Annotated in this window: 7 protein-coding genes and 1 CRISPR repeat array; all 7 genes read right to left on the bottom strand. The window is 35.7% G+C overall.

Features of this window, described 5'->3' with window-relative positions; translation table 11 throughout:
• Nucleotides 1–320: 320 nt before the first annotated feature.
• Nucleotides 321–1,123: a CRISPR direct-repeat array (repeat unit 29 nt; unit sequence GTTTCAAATCCCATAGGGATACTTCAAAT).
• Nucleotides 1,124–1,258: 135 nt separating this feature from the next.
• From cas1 to BM227_RS08615, 7 genes are read right to left on the bottom strand one after another with little or no spacing between them, the layout of a single operon-like run.
• Entirely contained in the window at nucleotides 1,259–2,266 is a 1,008-nt protein-coding gene (gene cas1 / locus BM227_RS08645; RefSeq protein WP_092913033.1) for a CRISPR-associated endonuclease Cas1, read from the bottom strand.
• 8 nt (nucleotides 2,267–2,274) lie between these two features.
• Nucleotides 2,275–2,553 (bottom strand): CRISPR-associated endonuclease Cas2, encoded by a 279-nt coding sequence (gene cas2 / locus BM227_RS08640; RefSeq protein WP_092913031.1) that lies wholly within the window; start codon nucleotides 2,551–2,553, stop codon nucleotides 2,275–2,277.
• Nucleotides 2,554–2,562: 9 nt separating this feature from the next.
• On the bottom strand, nucleotides 2,563–3,072 hold the full coding sequence (gene cas4 / locus BM227_RS08635; protein ID WP_092913029.1) for a CRISPR-associated protein Cas4: 510 nt from the start codon (nucleotides 3,070–3,072) through the stop codon (nucleotides 2,563–2,565).
• Between the two features lie 17 nt (nucleotides 3,073–3,089).
• On the bottom strand, nucleotides 3,090–5,279 hold the full coding sequence (locus BM227_RS08630; protein ID WP_092913027.1) for a CRISPR-associated helicase/endonuclease Cas3: 2,190 nt from the start codon (nucleotides 5,277–5,279) through the stop codon (nucleotides 3,090–3,092).
• Complete coding sequence (gene cas5, locus BM227_RS08625; RefSeq protein WP_092913025.1) at nucleotides 5,270–5,962, bottom strand: CRISPR-associated protein Cas5; 693 nt, start codon at nucleotides 5,960–5,962, stop codon at nucleotides 5,270–5,272. Before cas5 ends, BM227_RS08630 begins: the two co-directional genes overlap by 10 nt.
• Before the next feature lie 2 nt (nucleotides 5,963–5,964).
• The gene (cas7b, locus tag BM227_RS08620; RefSeq protein WP_092913023.1) at nucleotides 5,965–6,849 is read right to left on the bottom strand and encodes a type I-B CRISPR-associated protein Cas7/Csh2; all 885 of its coding nucleotides are present in this window, start codon (nucleotides 6,847–6,849) and stop codon (nucleotides 5,965–5,967) included.
• Nucleotides 6,846–8,576 carry a hypothetical protein gene (locus BM227_RS08615; protein ID WP_092913021.1) on the bottom strand — a complete coding sequence of 577 codons (1,731 nt, stop codon included), beginning with the start codon at nucleotides 8,574–8,576 and terminating at the stop codon, nucleotides 6,846–6,848. Before BM227_RS08615 ends, cas7b begins: the two co-directional genes overlap by 4 nt.
• Nucleotides 8,577–8,598: the final 22 nt, after the last annotated feature.

The following is an 8,598-nucleotide window of genomic DNA, read 5'->3' as shown; positions in this document are numbered from 1 at the left end:
AACATAACTCCTTCTTGATTGCTTGATATTTGGGTTGTGCTCACAGCCTCCTAACTCTATAGAACGGTAGAACATAAGCTCTCCAATAGCGTTTCATAGGTGAGTTAGCTAGCCCAAATTAGATAGGCTTTGTTGGGTCATCTTCTGACAAGGACAAACAGATCTTTAATTTGTGCCATTGACTGTGAATTGCAAAAAGCAGCTAACACAACTGTCTTTATGCTAACACAACTTTTATAACTTTTTCATCCTCTTTTGAGTGATGAGAAGTTATAAATGTATTATAGGAGGATAAACTATGAGTTGGTTTGGTGATGTAAGTTTCAAATCCCATAGGGATACTTCAAATTCTTTTCAGCAGTATCAACAAACTGCTCATTTTGTGTATGTTTCAAATCCCATAGGGATACTTCAAATTTAGTCGTTTTCCTACAGAGATACATTCAGCTACAGTTTCAAATCCCATAGGGATACTTCAAATTGAACTACAAGGTCTCGAAAGTGCGGTGCGTTAAGTTTCAAATCCCATAGGGATACTTCAAATTTTTCTGACAAACTTCACGCCTCTCCAAGTTCTGGTTTCAAATCCCATAGGGATACTTCAAATAACAAGCTCTTCCCGCTCCTTTTTCTCTTCGCGTGGTTTCAAATCCCATAGGGATACTTCAAATATTGAGCCAAGTGACTTCACGACATCGCCCTTGCTACCGTTTCAAATCCCATAGGGATACTTCAAATTCAATTAACTGTCTATGCAGCAAAGTATCTGTCTCAGTTTCAAATCCCATAGGGATACTTCAAATTTGCTGACACTATAGATGATCAAACATATTATGAGTTTCAAATCCCATAGGGATACTTCAAATCAAGTCCAAAATGACTCCTGAAGAGTTGCAAAAACGTTTCAAATCCCATAGGGATACTTCAAATAGAGATGGGACACGATCTGCACTCATTTATAGAGCGTTTCAAATCCCATAGGGATACTTCAAATACTGAAGCGAATATTTGTATCAAAGTATCTATCTCGTTTCAAATCCCATAGGGATACTTCAAATAGTAGATGTCATAGCCTACAGACCGCAAAAACCAGCGTTTCAAATCCCATAGGGATACTTCAAATAGCAATCTATTACCTATTTTTAGGCATTTCAGAACTATTTGATTATAAGATTATACCTTAAAGTCACTTGATTTCAAAACTTTCTACTATATGAAACCCCGATATATCGGCAATCTTTATTTCTTAAATATAGCTTTATTTAGGTTCGCTTTGAATGAATGGTTGGTAACTGTCGTATTCACAAATACACCGTTTAAGATGATTAATTTCTCGTCTTATTACCTGTCGCCAAGTGAGTCTTTGTTCTCCAATTTTGATCTGATCAGTCAGTTTTTTGATCATCTCTATTTCAATTGTTTGAATGGCTTCATTAGTAAAACGTATGCGTTTGGCATCTGTTTTAAATGTTTTTGCTGTAATCTGTTCACGATTTAAGAGAGTAAAAATTAGATTATCTCCAATTACTGGCTTAAAAATCTCTGCTATGTCTAGATGCAAACTTAACGCACGATAGTTGGGTTCGTGCAAAAAGCCAATACGTGGGTCAAGTTCGGTTTTATAAATCTCACTCAAAACAACATTATAGATTCGGGTATTGATGTATGAGATCATAGCATTAATTTTATCTGCTGGCGGACGTTTACTACGTGTAGTAAACTTAAAGCTACGCTGATTTTTGATAATCTTATTCCACGCTTGATAGTACGACTTTTTAAAACTCCCTTCGACTGCCATCACTTCAGAAATTGATTTAGCTTTTTCAAGTGCTTCCATATAGGGTGCTTCATCAAATACTACATCTCTTCGATTACAGTTGTAAGCACCATTGCGAATCTGCCCTTCGGTCACTGCTTTGGCAATATAGAGTCTCTGTTTTGGATCATCAAATGCCCGTACCTGTTGAAGTAGCACAAAACCGCTCTTATTCACACTATTTGGAGTATTAGGGTAAAAGTTTCCTCTAAAACTCTGATAAGGGCTAAAGAGATAAAGAAGAATGTTGTTATCGGCTAAAAATGCAATGGTATAACTATCTACCTCAACCCGTGCAAGTAGATAAATTTCATCTATTGCATTGATCGGTAGAATCTTTGTTTGAACCACTTCACCATCTTCATCATAGCGGTCAAAATATATGTTGTTATCTTTACGTCTAAGCTTTCCTGGTGAGATAATAAAATGGGTACGGTCACTTTTTTGCATATCAATTCCTAACTAAAGAGAGATTCATTTTTGTCAATTCCTATCACTTCCCTGCGTGAATAGCTTGGTTTATCGAACTCATAGATAATGATTGAATCAAGCTCTTGCTCTACCTCTTTTTTCAAGGTTGCCTTGAGTTTTTTTAGATCGCTTAGGCGAATCTCCCCTTCAAATACAGAGTATTGCACCCTTGGCAAGTATTTCTCCACCGCTTTGCGAATACGACGGGAGTTATCTTTCTCTTTGAGTGAGCGATCGGCAATATCATAAAATAGGATAACATACATTACTAACCTTTAAAAACAGTAGTCTCTATATCCACACTTTTTACAAAATGGAATTTTCTTTGGCTTTGGTGGTAGGGGGTTTGATACAAACGTGGCAATCTCTTCAAGCAATTTTTCCATCATCTGCATATTCTCTTCACTACCCTCTACATAGATCACCTTTTTACCACTTATGACCTTGCCATTAATCTCTTTGAGCTTTAAATTTTTTTTGAGTAGGTACATATAAAAAAGGAGTTGCATCTTTGCCCCTTCGGGGTTTTTAAAGCTCTTTTTATACTCCGTTACCAGATAATGCCCCCGTTCTTTACCAATTTTGTCAAACTTGAGATTAGAAAATGGAAATTGATGCAAATCTTTCTCTTTAATCTCGGCTAATGCTTTTCCCATCAAAATATTCTCATCAGATTGATCTGCTGAAACTTTATGTGCATAGAGCCACGCTTCACGCTTGCAGGTAACATAGTAGTGGACAGTTGTACCAGAGATGAGTTCGGGGGTGAAGGTTATATTAGACATTCTAAACACTTTTAAACTTAATCAAATGCCGATAAACTCTCTTGCTCTTCAGCAATAAGAAAACCTGTTTTAGAGTCATAAATACCATCCAAATAATCAACATAATAGAGACCGAAAATATCGCTTTTTTGAACATTCATACCCAACATTTCCAAATCTTTACGTTTAATATTGATAATCGATGAAGCAAATGCCTTAAAACGTCGCTCTTTATAGCTCTTTAACTCCCACTGATTAAGTGTTTGCGACTTTTCAAAATATTTTGACTCTTCATCTTTTAAATCAATACCAAGTGCAATAGAGACGGTATAGTCAGATTCTGTTCTAAAAATCTCTCTTACTGCCTGACCAATTTTATGAAAATCAAAATTCTCTATAGCCTTTAGAATCTCTTTACGATCACTTAAACGAATATCGAGTGTTTTAAAAAAGTTCTCAACATACGTTAAGATATTTGCCTCTTCAATGCTCTCTTTACGCTCAAGTGTCTCTTTGAGATAGTGTTCGGTAGCATTCATTAAGACAGAATCATAAATTTGAAATCCCAATGTATCAAAGACAAGCACCTCTGCTTGCTCTCGCTTGCCTTCACGATTCACCCTTCCTGCTGTTTGGACAATAGAGCTTAAAGGTGACAACTCTCTTAAACCTATATCAAAATCTAAATCAACTCCGGCTTCAATCACCTGTGTTGAAATAAGGATTTTCCCTTTGACACGGTTACTATTTGGCTCACGTAATGCGTCAATCGTCGCTTCTCGATCTTTTGGAAGCATATATGAATTTAGTACATAAAGAGTAGTTTTGTCTAATACGTTAGCAAGTAGATGGTAGAGTAGTTTTGAGTTTTTAATTGTATTAACAACACATAAAATAGAAGAAGAGCCATCACCACTTTTAGCCATCTTGAGTATTTGCTGACTAAGCACTTGTAAACGCTCATCTTCATTTTCAGCTTCAAGTCTTAAATAACCGATTCGATAACGATTTTTATTTTGAAAAATTTGCTCTTTAGGTGCTAATTCAATAGCACGATTAGTTACAATTGGCATGGTTGCACTCATTAAGATAAAGACTGCATCAAGCTTTTTTGCCAATGTGTCAAACAATGGTTGCAAAACCTTCCACAACTCAAAAGGAATTGCCTGTACTTCATCAAGCACAATGACACTATTACGAAGACTTTGAAGTTTTACATTATCACTATTATTCTCACTAAAGATGGCAAAAAAAAGCTGGTAAAAGGTACTTACAATAAAAGAGTGGCTCCAACTCTCAACCAAATACTTTATACGATCATAGTCATAATGGTTCTCACCATCCTCTTTAAAATCAACTTTATGGTGGTGTTTTGTAATTTGATTGGGGAAAATGCGATCAAATATGGTGGCAGTCTGATCAATAATACTTGTAAATGGAATGGTATAGATAACTCTATTTTTACCTTTTTTCTCGGCAATTTTTAGTGCTAACTCAAGTGAAATAAGCGTTTTACCAATACCTGTTGGAGCCGTAAGAGTATAGAGATGACTATTAGGGTTTTTTTGATAATTTTCTAAAATAGTTTGTGCAATTTCTGTACGGTCAGAATCAAAGCGTAATCGATCTTTTTTATAAGTATGCAGTGATGTAAGTGGATAGTTAAAATCGTTTGGGATAAAAGTATGTGAAGTAATTGCCTCATACTTATCAGCAAAGATCAATTTAGAATAGAGAAGTTTTTGCGTAATATAGTCATCCATATCAAAACGTAAATCTTCAATCTCAAAACCAAACTCAAGGGCAATCTCCATATCATCAGAATCTATCTCAAAATAACTACACACATCACGCTTATTGAGTATCTCTTTTAACTGTTCTTGACACAATCGAAGCTCCCTTGAGTCATCATCTAAAAGCATACCAATTAAATACTTTTTTGATGCAAGTGAACCGTGATGTGAACGGATTGCATTAAAGATAAAGAGTTTGCTTTTGGAATCAAACTCATCATATCGATTAATTAAAAAGGCGATAGCAGAGACGGCAGAGTGTGGATCAGAGCTGGCGATCTCTTTTTTAATATAACGCTGAAATTTATCACACACTTTGCCAAGATCGTGAAACTTTGCAGAGGTTTTAAACAGTTCATCTGTATCAAATGCAACAATACGCTCAATATGATCAACCAACCGTTTCTTAGGATGTGAAAGGTAAGCTAGCTCCATACAATCTTCCTGCCATCTATCTCATCAAAATCAGCATTTTTACAAAGGATAGATTGCCCACTTGTCTCAACTAAAAAGTCTCTAAAATCACCAAAAATCCGACCTTCTGCAATGGTACAAGCCATACGTACATCAGTATATTGCTTATTAGGCTCTATCTCAAAATCATACGACAAAGGAATCATAGAGTCGATCCAAACCTCTTCTCTCTTTCCCTTCATCGCTTCAAACAATCCTAAAAAGTGGTACTCCGCCAAACAGAAGTTAATCCCCATATAGAGTGGATAGAGTGAACGTTCGCTTTTTAAAATTTCAACCAACCGCTCTTTAAAATCTTGTGCAACATCACTCAAATCACAATAGATTCGGTAATGGGGGTTTACCAAAAGCTCACGATAAAACTGTTTTCTCCCCTTTGTAAAACCACTACCCTTTGCTGGGTTAAGTTGAGAGAGAGCCTCTTTAATACCATTAAAGCAGAATTGTCGTTTACCATCCAAACGCTCTACAATCACAGCATAACGCATTGCATTAAGAGCTAAATAGTCCTCTACACCTGCAATTGCACCAAGCATTCCCATCACTGTGGTTTTAGGCGGAACAGGATAGGTTAATGAGCTATAGATCGTGGCTGGATGGCTAAAGTGACCGTAATCAGCCCGAATCTGAAAGCCTATAATCATTGTTAAATACCAAACGATTTACGCTCCCAATTTTCAGGAAGCGGTGTTATATCAATATAGTCATCACAAACATACTCAATCGACGCAATCTTATCAGCATACGTTTCAGTTAGTTTAACAATTTCACTAAGATCGATACTATAATCGTTAGTAGAACGAATTTCAAGTTCGGCAACTTTTGAACTCTTCAATTTAATAAGATTATCAAGCCCACCAATATAGGTTCCTGGCTCTTTATAGATAATACGAAAAAGGAATCTTGGCATCTGCCCAAATTTACTACGAGAAATTAGATTCTTAGTTCCAAGCCAAAGCCCCTCAAGAATCTTTTTCACATCCTCTTCACTTAAGTTGGTTTTTTCACTGTTTAAAGCATTAATCACACCATAAGTTGCAAAAACTGCATAGGGTAAAATATACTCTTCCCGAAATGTTTTATTCTCTTTTCCCTCTTTACTTGCAAAAGCACCCGTACCCTTAACATAAACAATTTCAGTCTCATTAATAGACTTACTCATTTTAAATTGGATAGGACCTGTCAAACTATTGGTCTGCTTTTCAACAGGGAAAACACCACCAAAAGCACGCACATCAATACACTTCTCTAAAATAGCCTTCTCTACATCTTTTGCATCACCAACAACACTTTTAACACGACGTTTGCCATCTGCTAAACCATCTTTATAAGGCTCTTCTTTTACAAAAATCTCTTCTCCACGACTCTCTAAAAAGTCTCGAATCGTTCGCTTAATGCGTACATCGCTCACAAGTGCTTTACGACTGATCTCATCATAACGGGGTGCATTGGCATTTAGCATATCACCGTTTGGATTCCAACTCTCACCATCCCAAAGAAAAAGTATCTCCGACTGCTTTGCATAACTCATTTTTCTTCTCCTTCTTCTTTTTTGCTATCTTTATAGTTTTTAAAATCAATGCTTCCCATCACAAAAGCGATATTGGCTTGATCAATCGAAATCACATCCTCTTTTTTTACAGCCTCTTTAGCCTTGACATAAAGATTCATAAGATCATCATAATCCTTTCCACCCATACCATACTTTCGTGATGCCTCATAAACCTTTCTAAAGACTCGATCGACATTTTGCATTGTAATCGAACCGATACCATCAAGATATTTTGCCAACGCATCACTACCATTTGCATACTGCCAATTCATTACAAACTGTGCCAATGCTCCCAATGCATAAAACTCTCTGGCTTTAAGCTTTTTAAGCAACTCAACCTCTGCAAACTTCTGCTCTGCTATCTCTGAAAACTGCCCAACATCTTCCATCATAACCTCCATATCAATCAAGTTTTTTCCACCAAATGCCAATACACCAAGCGATTCAAGAAAATTGATAAATCTTTGATGTTTTTCAAAGTTGGTATCATCTTTAAAATATCCTCCAAGCACTTTGGAGAACTCTCGTTTTTCACAATTTAGTCCATTAAATCCGAAAAGAATCTTCTTTGCTATCATCGATTCAAGTTTTGATGAGTGAGGAATACTCTCTTTACCAAAAATTAGTTTTGCCAAGAACAACGAATCATCTATATAATCCCGTATATAGACATCATCCTCTTTGTAATCTGCTTTTTTGGTAAATCGACTATAGTTTGCAGACTCTATGTAGTAATCTTTCATCAAAGCTCTTGCCGTAGTAATTCTTGAAGGTGCTACATCTTCAATCATCTGATAAAGATCGATAGCATTATTATTTTTATCTGCAAACAAAAAACTAAAGAGTACCTTTTGAGACATCTTCTCACCGTCAAGTGACTTCACAAGACGTTCAAGACGACGCTCCAATGTATATTTCTCTTTGATTGTTTGATCAAAATCTTTTGCACTCTCTTCAAGCTTCTCAAAAAAGGCTCGCTTATTTTCTATAAAAAGTGTTGGTAATAAATAGTAAGAGTGTCCAAAGAGATAGAAACGGAAAATCTGTTCTTCAAAAACCTTTTGAAACCCCTGTTTTACCAAACAAGCAGCTTCTTTACTAAGAGGTAATAGACGATATTTTGTAACTTTGCGTAATGCAGTTGGAAGTTCATTTACACTACAAAAATTAAGACCTGCATCAAACCCAATAACTGCCTCACCATCGATATAACAGTTTGCTTTCAGTTCAACATCGCCCTTGCAAACATTTTGAATATAGTTATCAACTATAACTGGAAAATATTCATTAAATGTTTTATCTTCATAAAGCAATCCTAAATAGATATTCTTCTCTCCAATATAAGAACTTATATTCTCCTCTAATTTTTTATAATCAATCTTCTCTTCAATCTCTTTGACTCTTTTTTTATTATCTTTATCAAGATATTTCCCCATATTTTTAAATGCTTTCTTTACACCATCAATTACCTTATCACTCAAAAAAAGAAAAGGGTATAAGTTGCCACCATTTGATGATGTCACACGAAGGAAAAAACGATGAACCATCACATCACGGTCATAAACTATAGGTTGATAATCACTATTAGCTATATCAACTGTTATAATCTTCTCAATATTTTTGGAATGTATTTGATTGTAGTTGTCATATATTTCATCTTTATAGGCTTTCCCTACTTCATAAAAAATCTTTACCAAATCAGCCATCACAAACCTCCAAAAGCCTTTG

Origin of the sequence: Hydrogenimonas thermophila, assembly GCF_900115615.1 — a bacterium.
Classification (GTDB): Bacteria; Campylobacterota; Campylobacteria; order Campylobacterales; family Hydrogenimonadaceae; genus Hydrogenimonas; species Hydrogenimonas thermophila.
Note: the sequence above shows the minus strand (reverse complement) of the source record. Positions and strands in the feature narration are given on the sequence as shown.

What these genes read in the sequence shown, in the direction of transcription:
- cas5 (WP_092913025.1), bottom strand. Translation starts at nt 5,962, where the DNA reads ATGATTATAGGCTTTCAGATTCGGGCTGATTACGGTCACTTTAGCCAT.
- cas7b (WP_092913023.1), bottom strand. Translation starts at nt 6,849, where the DNA reads ATGAGTTATGCAAAGCAGTCGGAGATACTTTTTCTTTGGGATGGTGAG.
- BM227_RS08615 (WP_092913021.1), bottom strand. Translation starts at nt 8,576, where the DNA reads ATGGCTGATTTGGTAAAGATTTTTTATGAAGTAGGGAAAGCCTATAAA.
- cas2 (WP_092913031.1), bottom strand. Translation starts at nt 2,553, where the DNA reads ATGTATGTTATCCTATTTTATGATATTGCCGATCGCTCACTCAAAGAG.
- cas4 (WP_092913029.1), bottom strand. Translation starts at nt 3,072, where the DNA reads ATGTCTAATATAACCTTCACCCCCGAACTCATCTCTGGTACAACTGTC.
- BM227_RS08630 (WP_092913027.1), bottom strand. Translation starts at nt 5,279, where the DNA reads ATGGAGCTAGCTTACCTTTCACATCCTAAGAAACGGTTGGTTGATCAT.
- cas1 (WP_092913033.1), bottom strand. Translation starts at nt 2,266, where the DNA reads ATGCAAAAAAGTGACCGTACCCATTTTATTATCTCACCAGGAAAGCTT.